This is a genomic window from Pseudomonas sp. BF-B-30 (genome assembly GCF_019956305.1).
GTDB classification, from domain to species: domain Bacteria; phylum Pseudomonadota; class Gammaproteobacteria; order Pseudomonadales; family Pseudomonadaceae; genus Aquipseudomonas; species Aquipseudomonas jessenii.
Map to the genome: position 1 here is coordinate 1 of NZ_JAHBDG010000004.1, position 24,406 is coordinate 24,406.

At 60.4% G+C, this 24,406-nt stretch carries 21 protein-coding genes; 10 read left to right on the plus strand and 11 right to left on the minus strand.

The features are described from left to right. Positions 1 to 75: 75 nt before the first annotated feature. The 4 genes from KGB29_RS02295 to KGB29_RS02310 form a co-directional block, all read right to left on the minus strand. Positions 76 to 453: a hypothetical protein gene (locus KGB29_RS02295; protein ID WP_057716183.1), complete on the minus strand. Its 378-nt coding sequence runs from the start codon at positions 451 to 453 to the stop codon at positions 76 to 78. Positions 454 to 534: 81 nt separating this feature from the next. Next, positions 535 to 1,344, minus strand: a complete 810-nt coding sequence (locus tag KGB29_RS02300) for a putative RNA methyltransferase (protein ID WP_150812894.1) — start codon at positions 1,342 to 1,344, stop codon at positions 535 to 537. Next, positions 1,344 to 2,495 carry a succinyl-diaminopimelate desuccinylase gene (dapE, locus tag KGB29_RS02305; protein ID WP_102669819.1) on the minus strand — a complete coding sequence of 384 codons (1,152 nt, stop codon included), beginning with the start codon at positions 2,493 to 2,495 and terminating at the stop codon, positions 1,344 to 1,346. The genes KGB29_RS02300 and dapE overlap by 1 nt, the downstream gene beginning before the upstream one ends. Before the next feature lie 241 nt (positions 2,496 to 2,736). Continuing rightward, the gene (locus tag KGB29_RS02310) at positions 2,737 to 5,328 is read right to left on the minus strand and encodes a glycosyltransferase (protein ID WP_154861818.1); all 2,592 of its coding nucleotides are present in this window, start codon (positions 5,326 to 5,328) and stop codon (positions 2,737 to 2,739) included. A 264-nt stretch (positions 5,329 to 5,592) separates the two neighbouring features. Between KGB29_RS02310 and tcdA the strand changes: the two genes are divergently transcribed. Beyond that, positions 5,593 to 6,411: a tRNA cyclic N6-threonylcarbamoyladenosine(37) synthase TcdA gene (tcdA, locus tag KGB29_RS02315; RefSeq protein ID WP_154861817.1), complete on the plus strand. Its 819-nt coding sequence runs from the start codon at positions 5,593 to 5,595 to the stop codon at positions 6,409 to 6,411. A gap of 117 nt (positions 6,412 to 6,528) precedes the next feature. Here the strand turns inward: tcdA and KGB29_RS02320 are convergent, their stop codons facing one another. The 4 genes from KGB29_RS02320 to KGB29_RS02335 all read right to left on the minus strand — a co-directional run bounded on the left by KGB29_RS02320 (position 6,529) and on the right by KGB29_RS02335 (position 9,710). Then, the gene (locus tag KGB29_RS02320) at positions 6,529 to 6,933 is read right to left on the minus strand and encodes a SufE family protein (RefSeq protein ID WP_154861816.1); all 405 of its coding nucleotides are present in this window, start codon (positions 6,931 to 6,933) and stop codon (positions 6,529 to 6,531) included. Next, positions 6,930 to 8,135 (minus strand): aminotransferase class V-fold PLP-dependent enzyme, encoded by a 1,206-nt coding sequence (locus KGB29_RS02325; RefSeq protein WP_150812897.1) that lies wholly within the window; start codon positions 8,133 to 8,135, stop codon positions 6,930 to 6,932. The genes KGB29_RS02320 and KGB29_RS02325 overlap by 4 nt, the downstream gene beginning before the upstream one ends. A gap of 145 nt (positions 8,136 to 8,280) precedes the next feature. Beyond that, positions 8,281 to 9,315 (minus strand): 2,3,4,5-tetrahydropyridine-2,6-dicarboxylate N-succinyltransferase, encoded by a 1,035-nt coding sequence (gene dapD / locus KGB29_RS02330; RefSeq protein WP_008019559.1) that lies wholly within the window; start codon positions 9,313 to 9,315, stop codon positions 8,281 to 8,283. Positions 9,316 to 9,347: 32 nt separating this feature from the next. Next, positions 9,348 to 9,710, minus strand: a complete 363-nt coding sequence (locus KGB29_RS02335) for an ArsC family reductase (RefSeq protein ID WP_154861814.1) — start codon at positions 9,708 to 9,710, stop codon at positions 9,348 to 9,350. Between the two features lie 266 nt (positions 9,711 to 9,976). Here KGB29_RS02335 and KGB29_RS02340 point away from each other — a divergent pair, with 266 nt between their 5' ends. Further along, positions 9,977 to 11,608: a Na+/H+ antiporter gene (locus tag KGB29_RS02340; protein ID WP_154861813.1), complete on the plus strand. Its 1,632-nt coding sequence runs from the start codon at positions 9,977 to 9,979 to the stop codon at positions 11,606 to 11,608. A 21-nt stretch (positions 11,609 to 11,629) separates the two neighbouring features. Here KGB29_RS02340 and dapC read toward each other — a convergent pair whose 3' ends face one another. The 3 genes from dapC to map form a co-directional block, all read right to left on the minus strand. Further along, positions 11,630 to 12,829, minus strand: a complete 1,200-nt coding sequence (dapC, locus tag KGB29_RS02345; protein WP_150812901.1) for a succinyldiaminopimelate transaminase — start codon at positions 12,827 to 12,829, stop codon at positions 11,630 to 11,632. A gap of 198 nt (positions 12,830 to 13,027) precedes the next feature. Continuing rightward, the gene (locus KGB29_RS02350) at positions 13,028 to 15,730 is read right to left on the minus strand and encodes a [protein-PII] uridylyltransferase (protein WP_150812902.1); all 2,703 of its coding nucleotides are present in this window, start codon (positions 15,728 to 15,730) and stop codon (positions 13,028 to 13,030) included. Between the two features lie 41 nt (positions 15,731 to 15,771). Next, positions 15,772 to 16,554: a type I methionyl aminopeptidase gene (gene map, locus KGB29_RS02355; RefSeq protein ID WP_057716174.1), complete on the minus strand. Its 783-nt coding sequence runs from the start codon at positions 16,552 to 16,554 to the stop codon at positions 15,772 to 15,774. A gap of 371 nt (positions 16,555 to 16,925) precedes the next feature. Between map and rpsB the strand changes: the two genes are divergently transcribed. From rpsB to rseP, 8 genes are all read left to right on the plus strand, one after another. Continuing rightward, positions 16,926 to 17,663 (plus strand): 30S ribosomal protein S2, encoded by a 738-nt coding sequence (rpsB, locus tag KGB29_RS02360; RefSeq protein WP_007978390.1) that lies wholly within the window; start codon positions 16,926 to 16,928, stop codon positions 17,661 to 17,663. Positions 17,664 to 17,852: 189 nt separating this feature from the next. Then, positions 17,853 to 18,716: a translation elongation factor Ts gene (tsf, locus tag KGB29_RS02365; RefSeq protein ID WP_150812903.1), complete on the plus strand. Its 864-nt coding sequence runs from the start codon at positions 17,853 to 17,855 to the stop codon at positions 18,714 to 18,716. Between the two features lie 213 nt (positions 18,717 to 18,929). Then, positions 18,930 to 19,673, plus strand: a complete 744-nt coding sequence (gene pyrH, locus KGB29_RS02370) for a UMP kinase (RefSeq protein WP_056720982.1) — start codon at positions 18,930 to 18,932, stop codon at positions 19,671 to 19,673. Beyond that, positions 19,670 to 20,227, plus strand: a complete 558-nt coding sequence (frr, locus tag KGB29_RS02375) for a ribosome recycling factor (protein ID WP_008000041.1) — start codon at positions 19,670 to 19,672, stop codon at positions 20,225 to 20,227. Before pyrH ends, frr begins: the two co-directional genes overlap by 4 nt. Before the next feature lie 14 nt (positions 20,228 to 20,241). After that, positions 20,242 to 20,997, plus strand: a complete 756-nt coding sequence (gene uppS, locus KGB29_RS02380) for a polyprenyl diphosphate synthase (protein WP_150812904.1) — start codon at positions 20,242 to 20,244, stop codon at positions 20,995 to 20,997. Beyond that, a complete protein-coding gene (locus KGB29_RS02385; RefSeq protein WP_057716172.1) occupies positions 20,997 to 21,803 on the plus strand; it encodes a phosphatidate cytidylyltransferase in 807 nt (268 codons plus the stop codon). Before uppS ends, KGB29_RS02385 begins: the two co-directional genes overlap by 1 nt. After that, positions 21,800 to 22,990, plus strand: a complete 1,191-nt coding sequence (gene ispC / locus KGB29_RS02390) for a 1-deoxy-D-xylulose-5-phosphate reductoisomerase (RefSeq protein WP_150812905.1) — start codon at positions 21,800 to 21,802, stop codon at positions 22,988 to 22,990. The genes KGB29_RS02385 and ispC overlap by 4 nt, the downstream gene beginning before the upstream one ends. 53 nt (positions 22,991 to 23,043) lie before the next feature. Beyond that, positions 23,044 to 24,396 (plus strand): sigma E protease regulator RseP, encoded by a 1,353-nt coding sequence (gene rseP, locus KGB29_RS02395; protein WP_150812906.1) that lies wholly within the window; start codon positions 23,044 to 23,046, stop codon positions 24,394 to 24,396. The last annotated feature ends 10 nt before the right edge of the window (positions 24,397 to 24,406 follow it).

Sequence of the window (24,406 nt, forward strand, 5' to 3'; positions counted from 1 at the left end):
GTCAAAGCTGATGTCGACTGATGTACCGCTTTCGCGAGCAAGCCCGCTCCCACGTTTGGTCGGTGCCGCTTGTTGTTAAGCAGTTTTCCAGGTGATTTCTTCTTCACCATCGGCGCTGATGCGGATCCAGCGGTCCGCCGTCTCTTCACCTTCTTCCTCGACCCAGGTGCCCGGTGCACAACGCACTTCCACGTTGAGCGCGGCAAACGCGGCGCGGGCGCAGGCGATGTCGTCGTCCCATGGGGTCTGGTCGCTTTCCAGATACAGGCTGTTCCATTTGCCGACGGCTTTTGGCAGCCAGGTCACTGGCACGTTGCCAGCCTTGCACTTGTAGGTCTGGCCCTTCTGGACCCAATCGGTGCACGGACCCAATGCCGCACCGAGCCAGGCGGCAATGGCTTTGTGGTCGACGTCGGCGTCTTTCAGGTAAATCTCGATATCGGGTTGGCGCATGGATGTCCTCACTGCGGGTCTGAAAAATCCATTCGCGGATTTAGCCGGTCTTGAGCATTTGCCCGAGACCAAAAATTAAGGTTATTGAAGTACGAAATAATCGTAGCGCATCGACACGGTGACCTCGAACGGCTCGGCCTGTTCGATAACGGCAGCACGGCGCTCGGCACTGGCGCGCCAGCCATGGGGCGTCATGGCCAGCAGGTTCGCCCGGTCCTGACCGCTTTGCAGCGTCAGTTTGAATTCCAGGGTTTCGCTGTGGGCCAGCGCCATGCCTTCCGGCACCAGGGCCAGGTGCTTGTCGTCAGTGTATTCACGGACTTCGTCGTACAGCCGCTCACGCAGTTCCATCAGGTGGCCGCTGGTCGGCCCGACTTTCATCAGGCCGCCGCCAACACTGAGCAGGCGCTTGGCTTCTTCCCAATCCAGCGGGCTGAAGACGCTGGCCAGGAACTGGCAACTGCCGGAAGCCAACGGCACCCGCGCCATGCTGGCGATCAACCAGGTCAGCTGCGGGTTGCGTTTGCAGGCGCGTTTGACCGCTTCGCGGGAGATGTCCAGGGCATAACCTTCGGCATCTGGCAGGGCCTCGGCGATTTGCGCGGTGTAGTAACCCTCGCCACAACCGATGTCCAGCCAGTGCTGTGGTGCTACACCTGCCGCCAGCTCCGCCAGACGCTTGGCCACCGGGGCGTAGTGCCCGGCGTTCAAGAAGTCGCGACGGGCTTCGACCATTGCCTGGTTATCCCCAGGGTCACGGCTGTTCTTGTGCTGCACCGGCAACAGGTTCAAGTAACCCTGGCGCGCACGGTCGAAACGATGCCCGGCGGGGCAGGCCACGCCGTTGTCCACCGCATTGAGCGGCTCACTGCAGATCGGGCACGCAAGCATCAGGCGAGCAACTTGATCAGGGTCTGGTAGTAGATTTCGGTCAGTACGTCGAGATCGGCTGCCAGCACGCGTTCGTTGACCTGGTGGATGGTCGCGTTGACCGGGCCCAGCTCAACAACCTGGGTACCCATGGTTGCGATGAAACGGCCGTCGGAGGTACCACCGCTGGTGGACGCCTTGGTTTCACGACCGGTGATGTCCTTGATGCTCGACGATACCGCGTCGAGCAGCGCGCCAGGTTCGGTGAGGAACGGCAGGCCGGACAGCGCCCAGTCGATGTGCCAGTCCAGGCCATGCTTGTCGAGGATGTCGGCGACGCGCTTTTGCAGGCCTTCGACCGTCGATTCGGTGGAGAAACGGAAGTTGAACACCGCCACCAGGTCACCCGGGATCACGTTGGTCGCACCGGTGCCGGAGTTGACGTTGGAGATCTGGAAACTGGTGGGCGGGAAGAAATCGTTACCGTGATCCCAGTGCTCGGCAGCCAGTTCGGCCAGGGCCGGGGCAGCGAGGTGGATCGGGTTCTTGGCCAGGTGCGGGTAGGCCACGTGGCCTTGCACACCGCGCACGGTCAGCTTGGCGCCGAGGGAGCCGCGACGACCGTTCTTGACCACGTCACCCACCAGGGTGGTGCTCGACGGTTCGCCGACGATGCACCAGTCCAGACGTTCCTTGCGCGCAGCGAGGCGTTCGACCACGGCCTTGGTGCCGTGATGCGCCGGGCCTTCTTCGTCGCTGGTGATCAGGAAGGCGACTTTGCCCTTGTGATTCGGGTAGTCGGTGACAAAACGCTCGGAGGCGACGGTCATGGCGGCGAGGCTGCCTTTCATGTCGGCGGCGCCACGGCCGCAGAGCATGCCGTGTTCGTCGATCAGCGCGTTGAACGGTTCGATCTGCCAGGCCGCCACCGGGCCGGTCGGGACCACGTCGGTGTGGCCGGCGAAGCACAGCACCGGACCGTCGTCCTGGCCGTGTGTGGCCCAGAAGTTATCTACATCTTCGATGCGCATCGGTTCCAGGGTGAAACCGGCATCGCCCAGGCGCTGCATCATCTGCTTCTGGCAATCGGCGTCGATCGGCGTCACGGACGGACGGCGGATCAGGTCGATGGCGAGTTGGAGGGTCGGCGAAAGGTCGGCGTGGGCCGTCATGGAAAACTCCGGAATCATTAGATATGGGCTTTGGCTTTTAATGTGGGAGCGGGCTTGCTCGCGAATGCGGTGTGTCAGTCAACATACTCCTCGACTGTTACAACGCATTCGCGAGCAAGCCCGCTCCCACAGAAATTGTGTGCGGTCAGTACGACCTGTATCACGCCAAGCCCTGCAAAATGGCGCTTATCTTAAAGCAAAACGGCGACCATTGGCCGCCGTTTAGTGCATCCGCGCAGATTTAGACGACAGGTGCCGTTTCAGGCTCGGCGGCCGGTTTCGGCAGCGACGACAGGAACGCCATGATCAGCGCCGCGACGTACGGCAGCGACTGCACCAGCAGCATGGTGACCCAGAAGCGCATGTCGTTGCTCGGCATGCCGTTCACCAGGTAGATCCCCAGGGCCGCGCTCCACAACAGCAGCATGATGAACATCTCTTCCCGGGCTTCGGAAATCGCCACCCAGAAGCCGTGGTTGTCGGCATTCTTCGGCGTACGGAAGAACGGAATGCTGCTGGTGAAGAAGCCGTACAGCACCGCTTTGGCGATGGTGTGGGACAACGCCAGACCGGCCAGCGCCGCGCAGAAGGCGTCCTTCAGATTCACCCCGACCGCACGACGGTAGAGGAAGATGATCTTGGCGACCTTGAACACGAACAACGCCAATGGCGGGATTGCGAAGATCAGCAGCGGCGGATCGACCCGTTGCGGCACGATGATCATCGCCGCCGACCACAACAGCGCGCCGACGGTGAAGAAGATGTTCATGCCGTCCGCCACCCATGGCAACCAGCCCGCGAGGAAGTGGTAGCGCTGGCCACGGGTCAGCTCGGTGTCCTTGCCGCGCAGCAGGCTGGCGGTGTGGCGCTTGATGATCTGGATCGCTCCGTAGGCCCAGCGGAAACGCTGTTTCTTGAAGTCGATGAAGGTATCGGGCATCAGGCCCTTGCCGTAGCTGGTGTGGTAGTACGCTGCCGACAGGCCTTTTTCGAATACCCGCAGGCCCAGTTCGGCGTCTTCGCAGATGCACCAGTCGGCCCAGCCCAGTTCTTCGAGCACCGAGCGACGGGTCATGGTCATGGTGCCGTGCTGGATGATCGCGTCGCGGTCGTTGCGGGTGACCATGCCGATGTGGAAGAAGCCTTTGTATTCCGCGTAGCAGAGCTTCTTGAAGGTGCTTTCGTTCTGGTCGCGGTAATCCTGCGGCGACTGCACCACGGCGATTTTCGGGTCGGCGAAGTGCGGCACCATGTGCTTGAGCCAGTTCGGGTGCACGCAGTAATCGGAGTCGATCACCGCGATCACTTCGGCGTCCTTGGCGGTGTGCGGGATCAGGTAGTTCAGCGCACCGCCCTTGAAGCCGGCCAGTGGTGCCACGTGGAAGAACTTGAAGCGCGGGCCGAGGGTTTCGCAATAATCGCGCACCGGCTCCCAGACCGCCGGGTCCTTGGTGTTGTTGTCGATGATCAGGACTTCGAAGTCCGGATAGTCGAGGTTGGCCAGGGCGTTGAGGGTCTGTTTGACCATCTCCGGCGGCTCGTTGTAGCAGGGCACGTGAATCGACACTTTCGGGCGGTAGCTGGAGTCGCCTTCCACCGGCAGGAACTCGCGCCGGCGCTTGTGCACCCACACCGCTTCGGCCAGTTCATGGGCTTCGGTCAGCAGCACGATAAACACCCCGAGCGCACCGAGGGCGAGCAAGAAGCCCACCGTCAGGCTGAACCAGGTGCTGTATTGCTGGCTGTAGTCGTAACCGATCCACACCAGCACCGAACCACACAGGAACGCAATGAAGGTCAGGAAGGTACGGCCACGCTGGCGCAGGGCCGAGCCGTCGATCATCAGCAGGGTCAGCGACAACAGCGCCAATACCACCGAACCAATGGCCAACACGCGCCATTGCGGAATCGCCACCACCGGGCCTTCGAAGTTGAACTTCTGCTGGCGCGCGGCGTTGAACACGCCCCAGTAGGCGCCGACGGAACCTTCGTCGCTGGCTTTCCACGGCTGGTCAAACGCTTCGATCACGAAGTAGTTGAAGCCCTGGCGATTGAGCTTGTTGACCAGGGTTCGCAGATAAATCGCCTGGTCCGCCGGGGAGGCGTCGGCGCCACCACGCATGCGGCCGTTGCTCGGCCAGCCCACCTCGGACAGCAGCAGTGGTTTTTTCGGGAACATCTTTTTCAGGTCGCGGGCGCGGTCGAGGACGAACTGCCCGGCCTTGTCCATCGGGACGAATTCCCAGTAAGGCAGGACGTGCGCGGCAATCAGGTCGACGTGCTTGGCCAGTTCCGGGTGTTCTTCCCACACGTGCCACTGTTCGGACGTGGTCACCGGCACTTTCACGGCGGCACGCACGCGATCGAGCATGACGCTGAGTTCCTGGGCGGTGATTTCCTTGCGGTAAATGGCCTCGTTGCCGACCACCACGCGAACCACGCTGCGCGAGGAGTTGGCGATTTCAATGGCGCGGGTGATTTCCCGTTCGTTGCGTTCCAGGTCCGGGCTGATCCAGATCCCTAGGGTCACCCGCAAGCCGAACTCTTCCGCCAGCTTCGGGATGTTCTGCAGCGTGCCATCGACCGAGTAGATGCGGATGTTGTCCGTCAGCTTGCTCATGATCTCCAGGTCGCGACGCATTTGATCGTCGGTCGGGAACTGGTCTTTCTGCGGGAACTGGCCCTGCTGGAATGGCGAGTACGAGAAGCCGGAGATCTGTTCAGGCCAGTTGGGGGCGGTGACCGGGCGGTTGATCAGCGCCCAGAAGCCGGTAAACAAGGCTGCGATGGCGAGCACCACGACCAGGTTGAGTCCAAATTTACGCGATGACATAGTTATTTCGGGTTCCAAAGACTGTGGAACGAAGGAACGGTTGGCGGTCGCCAAGGGGCGCGCATCCTACACCGGGCATTCTCTGGTCGTACAGCGGACAGGGAATTGCCGGACATTGGGCAATCCAAGTCGGTTTAAGTTCTTTCTTTAGAGCGTGTAGGACGAATCTTTGTTCGATTTAGTTTTCGTGGATGTTGCCCGTTCATAGCGCAATGATGCTCTTGGGCGTCGACGGCCCTATAATGCGCGCCGGTTTTTGGGGTAATGGTCATGAGTACAGAAGATCCGCGGTTTGCTGGCATCGCCCGCTTGTATGGCATCGAAGGCCTTGAGCGTCTGAAAGCGGCCCATGTGGCGATCGTGGGCGTCGGTGGCGTCGGTTCCTGGGCGGCGGAAGCCATGGCCCGTTGTGGCGTTGGCGAAATTTCGCTGTTCGACCTCGATGATGTCTGCGTCAGCAACGCCAACCGCCAGTTGCACGCGCTGGACAGCACGGTGGGCAAGCCCAAGGTCGAGGTGATGGCCGAGCGTCTGCGCGGGATCAACCCGGACTGCACGGTGCATGCGGTGCCTGACTTCGTCACCCGCGACACCATGGCCGAGTACATCACGCCGAACATCGACTGCGTGATCGACTGCATCGACAGCGTCAACGCCAAGGCCGCGTTGATCGCCTGGTGCAAGCGGCGCAAGATCCAGATCATCACTACCGGCGGCGCGGGCGGGCAGATTGACCCGACGTTGATCCAAGTCTGCGACCTCAATCGCACGTTCAATGATCCATTGGCGTCGAAGGTGCGCTCCACGCTGCGCCGCGACTACGGCTTCTCACGCACCGTGACCCGCCACTACAGCGTGCCGTGCGTGTTTTCCACCGAGCAACTGCGCTACCCGAAACCGGACGGCAGCATTTGCCTGCAGAAGAGTTTTGTAGGTGATGGCGTGAAGCTCGACTGTGCCGGCGGGTTTGGCGCAGTGATGATGGTGACGGCGACGTTTGGCATGGTCGCGGCGACCAAGGCTGTGGACAAGATTGTCGCGGGTGTGCGGCGGCCGGCGGAGCGGGTCAAGTCGCAGGCCTGAGGTTGTTGCTGATGGCCTCTTCGCGAGCAAGCCCGCTCCCACATTTGATCTTCAGTGAATACAGTTTTTGTGTACGACCGAAGTCCAATGTGGGAGCGGGCTTGCTCGCGAAGGCGATTAACCGGCCAACTCCCGCATTTGCTGAAGCACCGCATTCAAGCCATTGCTGCGGGACTCGGATAACTGCCGTCCCAACCCCAGCTGATTGAACCAGTCCGGCAAATCCACCTGTTGCAACTCGGCTGCGGACAAGCCGTTGACCCGCGCCAGCAGCAACGCCACCAACCCGCGAATCAACCGTGCATCACTGTTGGCGCTGAACTGCCAATGACCGTCGCGCAACTCGCCCACCAGCCACACCTGGCTTTCACAGCCGTGTACCCGATTGGCGTCGCACATTTGCGTGTCGCTCAACGCGGGCAGGCGCTCGCCCCATTGCATCAGCAGGCGCGCGCGTTGTTCCCAGCCTGCCGCTTTCTGAAAGATATCGAGTGCCGTCACGGCATCGGCAGGCAGTTTCATCGCAATAGCTCCAGCGCCTGATCCAGGGCTTCAAAGAACCGCTCCAGGTCTTCGGAATCGTTGTACAGCGCCAACGACACCCGAATCGCTCCGGCCAGTTCGAAGCGTTTGAGCAGCGGCATCGCGCAGTGGTGGCCGGCACGCACCGCGATCCCTTGTTCGGTCAGCAAATGCGCGAGATCGGAGTTATGCACACCCTCGACGGTGAAACTGGCCAGTGCCACTTGCGGCTTGCCCAACAGGCGAATGCCGTTGCGCGCCTCCAGGCCCTTGAGCAGACAGGCATGCAACGCAGCTTCATGGGCAGACACGGCGTCCTGATCGAGCCCGGCGAGGTAGTCCAGGGTCGCTCCCAGGCCGATCACGCTGGCAATCGGCGGCGTACCGGCCTCGAAACCCAGCGGTGCCGGGCGAAAGCGTGCGTCGTGATAATTGGCATCGAGCACCATTTCACCACCGAACTGCCAGGGACGCAGTTGTTGCAGTGCTGTGTTGCGCCCGAACAGCACACCCAGGCCATCGGGGCCGTAGAGCTTGTGGCTGGAGAACACATAGAAATCGCAGCCCAGCGCCTGCACGTCGTGGCGACCATGGACCACGCCCTGGGCGCCGTCGATCACGGTCAGGGCGTTGTGCGCCTTGGCCAGTGCCAGCAATTGCGGCAGCGGCTGCCATGCGCCAATCACGTTGGACAGCTGGCTGACCGCCAACAGACGCGTGCGTGCGCCGATCAAACCGGCGGCGGCTTCAAGGTCGATCACGCCGTCGGCATCCAGCGGCAGGATCACCAGTTTCAGGTCGCGACGGTGCGCCAGTTGCTGCCAGGGCAGCAGGTTGGCGTGATGCTCCAGGGCGCTGATGACAATCTCGTCGCCCGGATTGAAAAGATGTTCCAGGCCATAGGCCAGGAGATTCAGCGCGGACGTCGCGCCGTGGGTAAATATGATCTGCCCGCAATCGCCAGTATTGAGCCATTGCGCGACTTTGCGGCGGCTGTCCTCGAACGCCTGGGTGGCGTGGGCGCCGGGCAAATGCTGCGCCCGATGCACGTTGGCCGCGCCGTTGGCATAGTAGTGCGCCAGGGCATCGAGCAGGGCTTGAGGTTTTTGCGTGGTGGCAGCGTTGTCCAGATAGGTCTGGTCTTGCCGTTGCAGGGCGGCGATGGCCGGAAAATCGACACGCCAGGGGGAGAGAATCATCATGCTGTTCGGCCTATGCACTTGATCCCTGTAGGAGCGAGCTGGCTCGCGATGATCGCTTGGACGACACGGGCTGTCTGATGCCCCGCGTTATGGTTGACGTCCATCGCGAGCAGGCTCGCTCCTACAGGAACAGGGATCGTGTGGCTTAGTTGTGAGCGTGCAGCGCTTCGTTCAGTTCGATGGCCGATTTGTGGGTTTTGCATTCCACGGCACCGGTCTCCGAATTGCGACGGAACAGCAGGTCTGGCTGGCCGGCCAGTTCACGGGCCTTGACCACTTTGACCAGCTGATTGTTTTCGTCCAGCAGCGCCACTTTGGTGCCGGCGGTCACGTACAGGCCCGACTCGACGGTGTTGCGGTCGCCCAACGGGATACCGATACCGGCGTTGGCGCCGATCAGGCAGCCTTCGCCGACCTTGATCACGATGTTGCCGCCGCCCGACAGGGTACCCATGGTCGAGCAGCCGCCGCCCAGGTCCGAACCCTTGCCGACGAATACGCCAGCGGATACGCGGCCTTCGATCATGCCCGGGCCTTCGGTGCCGGCGTTGAAGTTGATGAAACCTTCGTGCATCACGGTGGTGCCTTCGCCCACGTAGGCACCCAGACGCAGGCGCGCAGCGTCAGCGATACGCACGCCGGCCGGAACCACGTAGTCGGTCATTTTCGGGAACTTGTCCACCGAGAACACTTCCAGCAGCTCGCCGCGCAGGCGGGCTTCGAGTTGCAGTTCGGCCAGTTCGCTCAGGTCGACAGCGCCCTGGCTGGTCCAGGCCACGTTCGGCAGCAGCGGGAAGATCCCGGCCAGGTTCAGGCCGTGTGGCTTGACCAGGCGATGGCTCAGCAGGTGCAGCTTGAGGTAGGCCTCAGGGGTGGACGACAGCTGGGCGTCTTCGGCCAGCAAGGTGGCAACCAGCGGTTTGTGGCTCTCGGCGAGGCGGGTCAGCAGTTTGCCTTGTACCGCGTCGATGCCTTTCACGGCTTCAGCCAGTTGCGCGGCCTGCGCGGTGGTGAAGGTGATGGCCTGGTTGCCTTCGCTGTAACCGAGGATCGGCGCAATGGCGGCGACCAGTTCGGCGGACGGGTTGAGCAGTGGCTGGGCGTAGAACACTTCCAGCCATGCGCCTTGACGGTTTTGAGTGCCGACACCAAAGGCCAGGCTGAACAGGGTAGTAGACATGTTGATACCTCTAGCAAATTGAAACGGGCTGCTTACTTGAGCGCGGCCGCGTAGATATCTGGCTTGAAGCCAATCAGGGTTCGGTCACCGAGATCAAGCACCGGGCGCTTGATCATCGAGGGTTGTGCGAGCATCAGTTCGATGGCTTTCGTCTGGTCGAGATCGGCTTTGCATTCGTCGTCGAGCTTGCGAAAGGTCGTGCCTGCACGGTTCAACACCACTTCCCAGCCGTGCTCGTTGCACCATTGGGTCAGGTGTTCACGGTCGATACCGACCGCTTTGTAATCATGAAAGTCATAACTGACAGCGTGTTCATCGAGCCAGGTGCGCGCCTTTTTCATGGTGTCGCAGGCTTTGATGCCGAAAAGGTGCAACGTTTTACTTGAAACGGTCAAGGAATTGCCCCCTTTGCAGGTGCCGTAAATAAAAGGTGACGGATTATGCCATGGAAGCGCAAATCCTGTGGGAGCGAGCTTGCTCGCGATGGCGCAATAACATTCAACATCCATGTCGATAGACCCTCCGCTATCGCGAGCAAGCTCGCTCCCACAGGGAATACGGTGCTCGGCGACCTGCGTGCGACATAGGTGCAAGGGTCGCCCGAAGTCTAAGCGGCTAATATGGCACTTCAATGCTGTCGATTGTCCGGGAACCACGCTTTATGCAAACCGCTTATACCGTTCTGATCCTGTTGATGCTGGTTGGCGTTTCGCGCCTGATCGGACGGGTGGTTCCGCTGCCGTTGCCATTGGTGCAGATTGCCGCTGGGGCCTTGCTTGCCTGGCCGACGCTCGGCCTCCATGTAGCCCTCGATCCCGAACTGTTCCTGTTTCTGTTCCTGCCACCACTGTTGTTCTCCGACGGCTGGCGCATGCCCAAACGCGAATTCTGGCACTTGCGCGGCCCGATCCTGACCCTGGCAGTGGGCCTGGTGCTGTTCACCGTGGTCGGCGCCGGGTATTTCATTCACTGGTTGCTGCCCGGTGTGCCGTTGCCGGTGGCGTTCGCCCTGGCAGCGGTGCTGTCACCGACGGATGCGGTGGCGGTGTCGGCCATTTCCCGCAACAGACTGCCGACGCCCTTGATGCACATCTTGCAGGGCGAGGCGCTGATGAACGACGCCTCGGGCCTGGTGACATTCAAGTTTGCCCTGGTGGCGGCGGTGACCGGTGTGTTCTCGCTGGCCAATGCCAGCCTGACGTTCGTGTTGGTCGCTGTCGGTGGCCTGGCGGTCGGGGTGGCTTTGAGTTGGCTGGTCGGCCGTCTGCGGGCGTGGATGATCGAGCGGGGCTGGGATGATCCGGCGACGCATGTGGTGTTCATGTTGCTGCTGCCGTTTGCGGCCTACGTGCTGGCCGAGCGCATGGAAGTGTCGGGCATCCTCTCGGCGGTGGCGGCGGGAATGATGCAGAGCTGGCTCGACCTGTTGCCGCGCCAGACCAACACGCGCTTGCTCAACCGAAGTGTCTGGTCGCTGCTGGAGTTCGCGTTCAACGGTTTGATCTTCCTGCTGTTGGGTTTGCAGTTGCCGGACATCATCAAGGCGGTGGCCAGTCACGAAACTTCGCTATGGCCGACGTTGTTGTATCGCGGGCTCGACGTGGTGGCGATTTTCCTGGTGCTGCTGGTTTTGCGGTTCGTCTGGGTGCAAAGCATCTGGCGATTGTCGGTACTGCTGCGGCGCTTGCGTGGCAAGGGTGAAGTGACCCGGGTGCCGACGGCGCGATCCTGTTGGTTGCTGACCGTGGGCGGCGTGCGCGGGGCCGTGACGCTGGCGGGTGTGATGTCGGTGCCGATGCTCATGGGCGAGAGCGCATTTCCCGAGCGCGATCTGCTGATTTTCATCGCCGCCGGGGTGATTCTGCTTTCGTTGATTGCGGCCTGCATCGCGCTGCCACTGTTGTTGCGTGGCATCGAAGCCAGTCCGGACGACAAGCGGCGCAACGAAGTGCGCGATGCCTGGCGCAAGACCGCCGAGGCGGCCATTCATGCGCTTGAGACAGAAGAGGTCAATCCGCAGGACGCCGCCCAGTCCGCACTGGCCGTCGAGCTCAAGGCGCGGATCATGTCCGAGTACCGACATCAGTTGGAGGTGTTCAACGACTCCGCTGAGGCGCAAGCCCTGGCGTTTCAGATGGATTTGCTGGAGCGGCGCTTGCGCTTGAAGGCGCTGCGGGCGCAGCGCCTGGAGTTGTACAGCCTCAGTCGTCATCACCAGATTGGTGATGACGTGTTGCGTGAGGTGTTGGGGGAGTTGGACCTGAGCGAGGCGAAACTCGGTCAGGTGAAGTAACACCTGCCCCCCGTGGGGGAGTTATTTGCGGCGCTGGATGAAATCGCGAATCCGCTCGGCGGCTTCAACGCACTCTGCCAACGGCGCAACCAGCGCCATGCGCACACGCCCGGCCCCTGGATTGACGCCATCGACGTCCCGCGACAGGTAAGAACCCGGCACCACGGTCACGTGCTCCTGCTCGAACAGGTCTCGGCAGAACGCAGCGTCGTCACCGGCGACATTCGGCCACAGGTAGAAACTGCCATCCGGACGCTGTACGTCCAGCACCGGGCTGAGGATTTCCAGCACCGCATCGAACTTCTCGCGATACAGCGCCCGGTTGGCGCGCACGTGCACTTCGTCATTCCACGCGGCTACGCTGGCCAGTTGGGTTTGAACCGGCATCGCACAGCCATGGTAGGTGCGATAGAGCAGGAAGCCCTTGAGGACGTCGGCATCACCGGCCACAAAGCCCGAGCGCAGGCCTGGCAGGTTCGAACGCTTGGACAGGCTGTGGAACACCACGCAACGCTTGAAGTCCTTGCGACCCAGTTCCGCGCAAGCGCTGAGCAGGCCTGGCGGCGGCGTTTGTTCGTCGAAGTACAGCTCGCTGTAGCACTCATCGGCGGCAATGACGAAGTCGTATTCGTCGGCCAGGGCGATCAGCTTTTTCAGGGTCTCGACCGGGATCAGGGCGCCGGTCGGATTGCCCGGAGAGCACAGGAACAGGATCTGGCAGCGTTGCCAGATGTCCGGCGATACGGCGTCGAAATCCGGGTTGAAGCCGTTTTCGTCCAGGCATGGCAGGTAATGCGGCTTGGCCCCGGCGAGGAACGCCGCGCCTTCGTAGATCTGGTAGAAGGGGTTCGGGCTGACCACCAGCGCATCATCGCCACGGTTGACCACGGTCTGGGTGAAAGCGAACAGCGCTTCGCGGGTACCGTTGACCGGCAGCACGTTGCGCGCCGGGTCGATCCAGCCCTTGGGCACATCGAAGCGACGCTCGCACCATGCCGCGATGGCTTCACGCAGCTCCGGGATACCGAGTGTGGTCGGGTACACGGCCATTTTTTCCAGATTGCCGGCCAGGGCCTCGGCGACAAAGCTTGGTGAACGGTGTTTCGGCTCGCCGATGGACAGCGCGATCGGACGCTTGTCCGGATTGGGCGTCACGCTGCCGAGCAGGGCGCGGAGCTTCTCGAACGGGTAGGGCTGGAGCTGGGACAGAGCGTTGTTCATGGTGGCCTCGTTCAATGTGGGAGCAGGCTTGTGTGGCGAGGGGGCTTGCCCCCGTTCGGCTGCGTAGCAGTCGTAAAACCATGGTGTGCGGTGTACCTGATACGCCGCGTTTGCAGGTTTTGGGGCCGCTCCGCGACCCAACGGGGGCAAGCCCCCTCGCCACAGGAAGTCCGTTGCCACAGGGGGAAATTTGTTGATTCAGATGCTGATGCGCGACAGTTTGATATCGGGTTCCTGGTTGACGCTCAGTTGTTCGACGATCGCATCCTGCAGGCGGCTGCACAGCAGCGGGTCGGACAACGGCTGATTGTTGGCGTCGGTGATGAAGAACACGTCTTCCACGCGTTCGCCGAGGGTGGCGATCTTGGCGTTCTGCAACGACAGATCGAACTCCAGGAAGATCGTGCCGATCCGCGCCAGCAGGCCCGGGCGGTCGGGCGCGGTGAGTTCCAGTACCGTCACCGGGCGCTGGGCGTCGTTGTGGATCGTCACTTGTGGTGCAAAGGCGAAATGCTTGAGCTGACGTGGCACCCGGCGCTGGATGATGGTCGGGTAGTTGTCCGGGTTGCGCAGGGCTTCGGTCAGACCCTCGCGGATCTGTTTGACCCGCGCCGGATTATCGCCAATCGAGTCGCCGTCGGTGTCGAGCACGATATAGGTGTCGAGGGTGAACTGGCTGCTGGAGGTGATGACCCGGGCGTCGTGAATGTTCAGGTTGAGCTGGTCCATCGTTGCCACGGTCACGGCAAAGAAGTCGTGCTGGTCCGGGGCATAGATGAAGATCTGCGTGCCACCTTCGAACTCGCGCTGGGTGGTTTCCTTGATCAGCACCAGTGGTCCGCCGTCGGCCGGTTGCTGGAGTATCGCGTCGCTGTGCCAGGCCACGTCGCCGGCGGTGTGGCGCAGGAAATAGTCATCACCCAACTGCGCCCACAACTGCTCGACATCGTCCGGGTCGGTGCCGCCGCGCACCAGGATATCCAGGGCGGCGCTCTGGGTCTGGCGGATCTGCTCTTCGCGATCCACCGGGTTCTCCAGGCCACGGCGCAGGGCGCGCTTGGTCTCGGTGTAGAGCTGGCGCAGCAGGCTGGCGCGCCAGGAGTTCCACAGGGTCGGGTTGGTGGCGTTGATGTCGGCGACAGTCAGCACATACAGGTAGTCGAGGCGGGTTTCGTCGCCAACGATCTGGGCGAAATCGTGGATCACCTGCGGGTCGGACAAGTCCTTGCGCTGGGCGGTGGTCGACATCACCAGGTGGTTTTGCACCAGCCACACGATCAGGCGACTGTCCCACGTGGGCAGTTGATGACGCTGGCAAAAGGCCTCGGCATCCACGGCACCGATGTCCGAGTGATCGCCATGCCGGCCTTTGCCGATGTCGTGGTACAGGCCGGCCATGTAGATCAGCTCGGGCTTGGGCAGCTTGCCCATGACTTTGCTGGCCAGCGGGAACTTTTCCGACACCTGGGTGTACTGCAACTTACGCAGGTGTTTGATCAGGTTCAGGGTGTGGGCATCGACCGTATAGATGTGGAACAGATCGTGTTGCATCTGCCCGACGATAAAACCGAATTCGGGCAGATAACGCCCAAGGATGCCGTAACGGTTCATTCGCCGCAGGTTGCGGTGGATGCCGATCTTGCATTTGAACAATTCGATAAACAGGCTGGTGTTGCGAATATCGTTGCGGAAGTCGTCGTCGATCAGGTGGCGGTGTTCCCGCAGCAGGCGAATGGTGTCGGCGCGCACACCCTTGATTTCGGGCTGCTGGGCCATCAGCACGAAGATTTCGAGCATGGCGAACGGCGTGCGGCGAAAGACGTTGTCGTTGCGTGCCTCGATGTAGCCGTCATGCAACTGGAAACGCGAGTTGATCGGCTGCGGTGGCGCTTCGTCTTCCGGTGCGAGGATGACTTCCTCGAAGTGCTGGATGATCAGGTCGCTGAGTTGGGCGATGCTCATGACCACCCGATAATACTGTTGCATGAAGTTTTCGATGGCTTGCTTGGCGTCGTCGCCTTTGAAGCCCAGCAGCCCGGCAATGGTGCGCTGGTGATCGAACAGCAGGCGGTCTTCGGCGCGGCCGGCCAGCATGTGCAGGGCATAGCGAACCTTCCACAGGAACTCCTGGGAGGAGGCGAGCAGGGCGTTTTCGCTCTCTACCAGGAATCCTTCGCCTGCCAGTGCCCGCAGGTTCAGGGTGCCGTACTCGCGACGGGCCACCCACAGAATCGTCTGGATATCCCGCAGGCCGCCGGGTGAGCCTTTGACGTTGGGTTCCAGGTTGTATTCGGTGTCGTTGTACTTGTGGTGGCGAGCCTTTTGTTCGGCATGCTTGGCCAGGAAGAAGTCCTTGCTCGGCCACATGTGCCCGGTGCTGGTGACATCCAGCATGCGCTGGCGCAAACGCTCGGGGCCCGCGATGGTGCGGCTTTCCATCAGGTTGGTGACGACCGTCAGGTCGGCGCGGGCCTCGACGGCGCATTCTTCGACCGAGCGAACGCTCTGACCGACCTCCAGGCCGATGTCCCACAACAGCGTCAGAAAACGCTCGATGGAATCGCGGAAAACCTCGTGGTCGGCGCTGTCCAGAAGGATCAGCAGGTCGATATCGGAATAAGGGTGCAATTCGCCACGGCCGTAGCCGCCGACCGCGACCAGCGCGATGTCGGCGTCCTCGCTCCAGCTGAACTGCTCCCAGGCCTTTTGCAGGATGTTATCGACGAACCAGGCGCGATCCTCGATCAGCCGGCGAATGTCCCGGCCATTGCGAAAACGCGTGTCGAGCACTTCGCGGGCCTGACGGATCGCCTTCTTGAAGGCCGCGATCGGGCTTGCCTTCAGGGCCAGTTCAGCCTGGAACTGGCCGCGGTCGAAGAGTTCGGGATCCACCTGCGGCATCGATTGGCTTTCCTTTCTATAGGCGATGTACGGTAGCGGGATCAGGCCGAAACGCGAGGGATGGTGTCATCGCTGCGCAAGGTGAAGATCTCGTAACCGGTTTCGGTCACCAGCAGGGTGTGTTCCCACTGTGCCGAGAGCTTGCGGTCCTTGGTGATCGCGGTCCAGCCGTCGCCCAGTACCTTGGTGTCGGCGCGGCCCTGGTTGATCATCGGCTCGATGGTGAAGGTCATGCCAGCCTTGAGTTCCATGCCGGTGCCAGCGCGGCCGTAATGCAGGATCTGCGGCTCCTCGTGGAACACCTTGCCGATACCATGGCCGCAGAATTCGCGAACCACCGAGAAGCCGTTCTTTTCCGCGTGCTTCTGGATGATTTCGCCGATGTCGCCCAGGCGGCAGCCGGGTTTGACGATCTCGATCGCCTTGTACATGCATTCCTGGGTCACCTGGGACAGGCGCTCGGCCCAGACCGGTACGTTGCCGACGTGGAACATCCGGCTGGTATCACCGTGGAAACCGTCCTTGATGACGGTGACGTCGATGTTCAGGGTGTCGCCATCTTTGAGCGGCTTGTCGTTTGGAATGCCATGGCAGACCACATGGTTGATCGACGTGCAGATCGACTTTGGATAGCCCTTGTAATTGAGCGGGGCCGGGATGGCTTTCTGCTCATTGACGATGTAGTCGTGGCAGATCTGGTTCAGTTGATCGGTGGTAACGCCCGGCTTGACGTATTCGGCAATCATTTCCAGCACATCGGCGGCCAGTTTGCCGGCGATACGCATTTTGGCGATATCCTCGGGGGTTTTGAGGGTGACGGTCATACAGGCTCTCTCTGCGCCAGGCGGCGCTTTCTAAACGGAAAGGGCAGCGCGCGATCGAACTTCGCAGCCCTGAAAAATACGATTCTACCAGACGATCAGCGCAAATCTGCGGCTGTGTGCATCGCTTCTCTCTATAGAATGGTGCATTCTTGGCGGATTCCAAGGGGTGGAACAAAACGCTCGCCAGGATTTCAGAATCCGGGTTCCGTTTTGCCCTGTCTTGTGATATAAAATGCGCCGCTTTCCGGGGATGTCCCGGGAAGCCTAAATCCACACACGTGTCGACACGATGACCTGGGTGCCTTCAGCTGATGCTGCTGGTTGGTCATTGGGATACGTGGAGGCCAAACCCGACTTATTAAGGAACTATCATGTCCCAAGTCAACATGCGCGATATGCTGAAGGCCGGTGTGCACTTCGGTCACCAGACCCGTTACTGGAACCCGAAAATGGGCAAGTACATTTTCGGTGCGCGTAACAAGATCCACATCATCAACCTTGAAAAAACCCTGCCAATGTTCAACGAAGCTCTGACTTTCGTAGAGCGTCTGGCCCAGGGCAAAAACAAGATTCTGTTCGTCGGCACCAAGCGTTCCGCTGGCAAGATCGTTGCTGAAGAAGCAGCACGTTGCGGTTCGCCGTACGTCGATCACCGCTGGTTGGGCGGCATGCTGACCAACTTCAAGACCATCCGTGCTTCCATCAAGCGTCTGCGTGACCTTGAAGTACAAGCCGAAGACGGTACTTTCGCCAAGCTGACCAAGAAAGAAGCGCTGATGCGCACTCGTGACCTGGAAAAGCTGGATCGTTCCCTGGGTGGTATCAAGGACATGGGCGGTCTGCCAGACGCTCTGTTCGTTATCGACGTTGATCACGAGCGCATCGCGATCACCGAAGCCAACAAGCTGGGCATCCCGGTTATTGGCGTAGTCGATACCAACAGCAGCCCGGAAGGCGTTGACTACATCATCCCAGGCAACGATGACGCAATCCGCGCTATCCAGCTGTACATGGGTTCGATGGCTGACGCTGTCATCCGCGGTCGCAACAATGTTGCCGGCGGCACCGAAGTTTTCGTTGAAGAAGCTCCGGTAGCAGCAGCTGAGTAATTGACGCCTTGGCGTTGACTCAGTAAGCAAAAAGGGGGCTTGGCCCCCTTTTTGCCACCTCGAAAACCATTTGTCGGCGCCCACTGCTCTATCTGTAACGTGCGGCAGCTAACAAGGGTGGTTCGGGAAGAATTGATCGCCCGTTCGATCGGGTGGAATGGTTGAAAACCTATCCAAGAGGATTTTGAAATGGCAGAGATTACTGCAGCGTTGGTCAAAGAACTGCGCGAGCGTACTGGCGAAGGCATGATGGACTGCAAAAAGGCCTTGACCAAGGCTGGCGGCGACATCGAGAAAGCCATTGATGACATGCGTGCTTCGGGCGCCATCAAGGCTGCCAAGAAAGCTGGCAACGTTGCCGCTGAAGGCGCTATCGCCATCAAGGCTGACGACAAGGCAGCCGTGCTGCTGGAAGTTAACTCGCAGACCGACTTCCTGGCCCTGCAAGACGACTTCAAGAACTTCGTTTCTGCCTGCGTAGAAAAAGCCTTCGACGAAAAACTGACCGACGCAGCTCCGCTGATCGCCGCTCAGGAATCGGCTCGTGAAGCTCTGGTCGCCAAAGTAGGCGAGAACGTCAACATTCGTCGCCTGGTACGCGTAGAGGGCGACGTTGTCGGCACCTACCTGCACGGTAACAAGATCGGTGTTGCTGTTGTTCTCAAGGGCGGCGATGTTCAGCTGGCCAAAGAGATCGCCATGCACGTGGCGGCAAGCAACCCTGAGTTCCTGCTGCCATCGCAGGTTTCGCCAGAAGCCATCGAGCGCGAGAAGGGCGTTTTCCTGACCCTGAACGAAGACAAGATGAAAGGCAAGCCAGCTGAAATCGTCGAGAAGATGATTGCCGGCCGTATCACCAAGTTCCTGGCTGAAGCCAGCCTGGTAGAGCAAGCTTTCGTGATGAACCCGGAAGTCACCGTTGGTGCCCTGGCCAAGAAAGCCGGCGCTGAAATCGTTTCCTTCACTTACTTCAAAGTAGGCGAAGGCATCGAGAAGCCAGTGGACAACTTCGCAGAAGAAGTTGCTGCCCAGCTGGCTGCCGCCAAGCAATAAGACGGTTTTTTAACTGTCGCCCAGAAGAGGCTGCCCGCTCACGCGCGCAGCCTCTTTTCAGATGGGGTATCAATTTTTATTTGGTTTCCCTTTGGAACTGGCTTACAAAGCCGTGTTCCGATGGCGCTGAAGCAGTGCCAAGCTAGAGTGAGCGTCAGCTGTAAACAGCTCGCAAAGAATTTTTTTTAAAATACGCCGCAGGAGAGATTCGCAATGGCTCAGCAGGGCAGTGGTTATCAGGCTCGCTATAAACGCATTCTACTCAAGCTTAGCGGCGAGGCCCTGATGGGCTCGGAAGAGTTCGGGATCGATCCGAAAGTTCTGGATCGCATGGCATTGGAAGTTGGCCAACTGGTCGGCATCGGCGTTCAGGTTGGCCTGGTTATCGGTGGTGGCAACCTGTTCCGCGGTGAAGCGCTGAGCAAGGCTGGCATGGACCGGGTCACCGGCGACCACATGGGCATGCTGGCCACTGTGATGAACGCCCTGGCCATGCGCGACGCCCTTGAGCGCGCCAACATCTCGGCCATCGTGATGTCCGCTATTTCCATGGTTGGCGTGACCGATCACTACGATCGTCGCAAGGCCATGCGTCACCTGAACTCCAAGGACGTGGTGATTTTCGCGGCCGGTACCGGCAACCCGTTCTTTACGACGGATTCGGCAGCCTGCCTGCGTGCAATCGAAATCGATGCCGATGTCGTGCTCAAGGCGACCAAAGTCGATGGTGTCTACACCGCTGACCCGTTCAAAGACCCGCATGCCGAGAAGTTCGATCATCTGACTTATGATGAAGTGCTGGATCGCAAGCTGGGTGTGATGGATCTGACGGCCATTTGCCTGTGCCGCGACCACAAGATGCCACTACGCGTATTTAACATGAACAAGCCCGGCGCCCTGCTGAATATCGTACATGGCGGCGCGGAAGGGACCCTGATCGAGGAAGGCGCACAATGATCAACGAAATCAAGAAAGACGCTCAAGAGCGCATGCAGAAGTCCGTGGAGTCGCTCGCGCACAACTTCGGCCGTATTCGTACCGGCCAGGCGCACCCGAGCATCCTGGAAGGTGTGATGGTGCCGTACTACGGCTCCGACACCCCGATCAAGCAAGTGGCCAACATCACCGTCAAGGACGCCCGTACCCTGCAAGTCGTTGCTTTCGAGCGCAACATGCTGGGTGCCGTCGACAAGGCGATCGGTAGCGCAGGTTTGAACCTGAACCCGACCAACCTCGGCGAGCTTCTGCTGATCTCCATGCCTGCCCTGACCGAAGAAACCCGTAAGGGCTTCACCAAGCAGGCTCGTGACGTTGCAGAGGATGCCCGTGTTGCCGTGCGCAACATTCGTCGTGATGCCAACAGTCAGCTCAAGGATCTGGTCAAGGAAAAAGAGATCAGTGAAGACGAAGAGCGTCGTGCGACTGGCGAGATCGACGACCTGACCAAAAAATTCGTGGCTAAAATCGACGCGGACCTGGCGCAGAAAGAAAAAGACCTGATGGCCGTATAAAGGGTTGTGTTTTCATGGAAAAGACTAAGCAGACAGCACCGTCCGCGGTGCCGCGCCATGTCGCGATTATCATGGATGGTAACAATCGCTGGGCGAAGAAGCGCTTTATGCCTGGTGTCGCCGGGCATAAAGCGGGCGTGGATGCGGTACGTGCAGTCATTGAAGTCTGCGCCGAGGCCAAGGTCGAGGTGCTGACCCTGTTCGCCTTCTCCAGTGAGAACTGGCAGCGTCCTGCCGATGAGGTCAGCGCTTTGATGGACCTGTTCTTCAGGGCGCTGCGTCGTGAGGCCAAACGCCTCAACGACAACAACATCAGCCTGCGCATCATTGGTGACCGCTCGCGTTTTCATCCTGAGCTGCAGGCTGCCATGCGTGAAGCCGAGGCCATGACGGTTGGTGCCAATCGTTTTGTTCTGCAGATCGCCGCCAATTACGGCGGTCAGTGGGATATCGCGCAAGCTGCGCAACGACTGGCGCGAGAAGTTCAGGCCGGGCACTTGCGTCCGGAAGACATCACGCCTGATCTGCTGCAGACCTGCCTGGTCACAGGCGATCTGCCGTTGCCGGACCTGTGCATCCGCACCGGTGGCGAGCACCGCATCAGCAACTTCCTGCTCTGGCAACTGGCCTATGCCGAGTTGTATTTCTCCGACCTGTTCTGGCCGGACTTCAAACACGACGCCATGCGCAATGCGCTGGCCGATTTCGCTTCCCGCCAGCGCCGCTTCGGTAAAACGAGCGAGCAGGTCGAGGCTGGGGCCCGGGTTTAATGCTTAAACAACGAATCATCACCGCACTGATCCTGTTGCCGATTGCCTTGTGCGGATTTTTCCTGCTTGAAGGTTCCGGTTTTGCACTGTTCATCGGGCTGGTCGTGACCCTTGGTGCCTGGGAATGGGCGCGTCTGGCGGGTTTTGCCGCTCAAGCGTACCGCGTCGGCTATGCCGCTGTGGTCGCTTTGGTGCTGTTCCTCATGTACATCCTGCCCGGCCTTGCGCCTTGGGTGTTGGGCGCTTCAGTGCTGTGGTGGGCAGTGGCGACGTATCTGGTGCTGACCTATCCGCGCTCGAGCGAGCAATGGTCCAGTGCGGCGACCAAGTTGGTGATCGGTCTGTTGATTCTCCTGCCAGCCTGGCAAGGTCTGGTGCAGATCAAGCAATACCCGCTGGGTAACTGGCTGATCATGGCGGTGATGGTGTTGGTCTGGGGTGCCGATATTGGCGCCTACTTCTCCGGTCGCGCTTTCGGCAAACGCAAGCTCGCACCACAGGTCAGTCCGGGCAAAAGCTGGGAGGGCGTGTACGGTGGTCTGGCGCTGAGCCTGGTGATTACCACAATCGTTGGTCTGGTACGCGACTGGACGGTGGCCGAGCTGCTCAAAGGGTTGATCGGTGCCGCGCTGATCGTGTTCATTTCGGTGGTGGGCGATCTCACTGAAAGCATGTTCAAGCGTCAGTCCGGGATCAAGGACAGCAGTAATCTGCTTCCGGGTCACGGCGGCGTTCTGGATCGTATCGACAGCCTGACGGCAGCGATTCCGGTGTTTGCGGTGCTGCTGTGGATGGCTGCCCCATGAGCCGCCCGCAACAGATTACCGTTTTGGGGGCGACCGGCTCGATTGGCCTGAGCACGCTCGACGTCATCGCTCGTCACCCTGATCGGTATCAGGTCTTTGCCTTGACTGGCTTCACCCGCTTGAGTGAATTGCTGGCGCTCTGCGTGCGCCATGTCCCACGATTTGCCGTGGTGCCTGAGGTCGCAGCTGCCCGCACCCTGCAAGATGATTTGCGCGCGGCGGGTCTCTCGACCCGTGTTCTGGTGGGTGAGGAAGGTTTGTGTCAGGTCGCTTCCGATCCGGAAGTCGATACGGTCATGGCGGCCATCGTCGGTGCGGCGGGTTTGCGCCCGACACTGGCGGCGGTGGAGACCGGCAAGAAGATACTGCTGGCCAATAAAGAAGCGCTGGTCATGTCCGGCGCGCTGTTCATGCAGGCCGTGCGCAAGAGCGGTTCGGTGTTGCTGCCGATCGATAGCGAGCACAACGCCATTTTCCAGTGCATGCCGCTCGATTATGCCCGTGGCCTTGAGGCGGTTGGCGTGCGTCGGATTCTGCTGACGGCTTCCGGCGGTCCGTTCCGACAGACGCCCATGGCTGAGCTGGCGCATGTTTCTCCCGATCAGGCGTGTGCTCATCCGAATTGGTCCATGGGGCGAAAAATCTCCGTTGACTCGGCCAGCATGATGAACAAGGGGCTTGAGTTGATCGAAGCCTGCTGGCTGTTCGATGCCAAGCCTTCGCAGGTCGAGGTGGTGATTCACCCGCAAAGTGTGATCCATTCGCTGGTCGACTACGTCGATGGTTCTGTTCTGGCACAGCTGGGTAATCCGGATATGCGCACGCCCATCGCCAATGCCCTGGCCTGGCCGGAGCGGATTGACTCGGGCGTGGCGCCGCTGGACCTGTTTGCCATTGCGCGGCTGGACTTCCAGGCGCCCGATGAAAAACGTTTCCCGTGCCTGCGTCTGGCTCGTCAGGCGGCCGAAGCGGGTAACAGCGCGCCAGCCATGCTCAATGCGGCGAACGAAGTGGCTGTAGCGGCATTTCTCGACGAACGGGTTCGTTACCCGGAAATCGCGAGTATCATCGAGGAAGTACTGAATCTGGAGCCCGTAGTGGCAGTGGATGATCTCGATGCGGTGTTCACGGCAGACGCGAAGGCCCGATTGCTGGCCGGACAATGGTTGAGCCGTCACGGGCGGTAAATGCTGCGGATAGTTGGCCCAGGCAGCAGCGGATAGGAATGCGGAGAAAGTAGATGAGCGCGCTCTATATGATTGTCGGCACCCTGGTCGCTCTGGGTGTGCTGGTTACCTTCCACGAGTTCGGCCATTTTTGGGTCGCGCGTCGCTGTGGGGTCAAAGTGCTGCGTTTCTCCGTAGGCTTCGGCATGCCTTTGCTGCGTTGGCACGACAAGCAGGGCACCGAATTTGTCGTCGCCGCCATCCCGTTGGGCGGCTACGTCAAGATGCTCGACGAGCGCGAAGGTGAAGTACCGCTCGATCAGCTTGATCAATCCTTCAATCGTAAATCCGTTCGTCAGCGCATTGCCATCGTAGCGGCGGGGCCGATTGCCAACTTCCTGCTGGCATTGGCGTTCTTCTGGGTATTGGCAATGCTCGGCAGCGAGCAGGTGCGTCCGGTCATCGGCGCTGTCGAGTCCGGGAGTATTGCGGCCAAGGCAGGTTTGAGCCCCGGCCAGGAAATCGTGGCCATTGATGGTGAGGCGACTTCCGGCTGGGCTGCGGTGAACCTGCAGCTGGTGCGTCGCCTGGGCGAAAGCGGTTCGTTGCAGATAGTGGTGCGCGAACAGGGTTCCACGGCCGACTCTCCTCGTGAACTTGTGCTGGACAAGTGGCTCAAAGGGGCTGACGAGCCCGACCCTATCCATTCGTTGGGGATTCGTCCGTGGCGTCCGGCATTGCCGCCTGTCCTGGCCGAACTCGATCCAAAGGGGCCGGCCAAGGCTGCCGGCCTGAAGACCGGTGACCGGTTGCTCGCGCTCGATGGTCGTACGCTCGATGACTGGCAGCAGGTTGTCGATACCGTCCGTATGCATCCTGATACCAAAATCATGCTGCGGGTTGAGCGCGACGGTGCTCAGATCGACGTCCCGGTAACACTTGCCGCTCGTGGCGAGAGCAAGTCACCCAGCGGTTATTTGGGGGCAGGGGTGAAAGCGATCGACTGGCCGCCGGAGATGATCCGCGAGGTCAGCTACGGGCCATTGGCAGCAATTGGCGAGGGGGCTCGACGCACCTGGACCATGAGCGTGTTGACCCTCGATTCACTGAAGAAAATGTTGTTCGGCGAGCTCTCGGTAAAAAACTTGAGTGGACCGATAACCATTGCTAAAGTGGCGGGCGCTTCGGCCCAGTCGGGTGTTGCTGATTTCCTGAATTTCCTTGCTTATCTGAGTATTAGCTTGGGCGTTCTGAATTTGTTGCCCATTCCGGTACTGGATGGGGGGCATTTGTTGTTTTATCTGATCGAGTGGGTGCGTGGTCGTCCCTTGTCAGATCGGGTGCAAGGTTGGGGGATACAGATCGGTATCAGTTTGGTGATCGGGGTGATGTTGCTTGCTCTGGTTAATGATCTGGGTCGACTGTAACGCTTCGCTG